This is a genomic window from Stenotrophomonas sp. GbtcB23 (genome assembly GCF_019091045.1).
Taxonomy (GTDB): Bacteria; Pseudomonadota; Gammaproteobacteria; order Xanthomonadales; family Xanthomonadaceae; genus Stenotrophomonas; species Stenotrophomonas rhizophila_A.
Genome location: NZ_JAGXKC010000620.1, coordinates 1 through 242, shown reverse-complemented (window position 1 = coordinate 242; position 242 = coordinate 1). Strand labels below are relative to the sequence as shown.

The 242-nt window shown below is 64.5% G+C and carries 1 pseudogene; it reads left to right on the top strand.

The features are described 5' to 3' along the window. Positions 1-242 (top strand): annotated as a pseudogene (locus KVS69_RS20335) (transglycosylase domain-containing protein); the annotation flags it as partial.

The following is a 242-nucleotide window of genomic DNA, read 5'->3' as shown; positions in this document are numbered from 1 at the left end:
CAGGTCGCCAGGATCCTGTTCCTGTGGCAGGACCGCAGCTGGATCCGCAGGGGGCTGGAGGCCTGGTGCACGCTGCTGATCGAGACGCTGTGGCCGAGGTCTCGGATCCTGGAGATGTACGCCAACATCGCCGAGTACGGTGATGGCATCTAGAGTGCGCAGGCGGCATCCAGGCAGTTCTGGAACAAGGATGCGGCGCGGCAGTCGACAGCCGAAAGCGCAAAACTGGCGGCCGTGTTGCC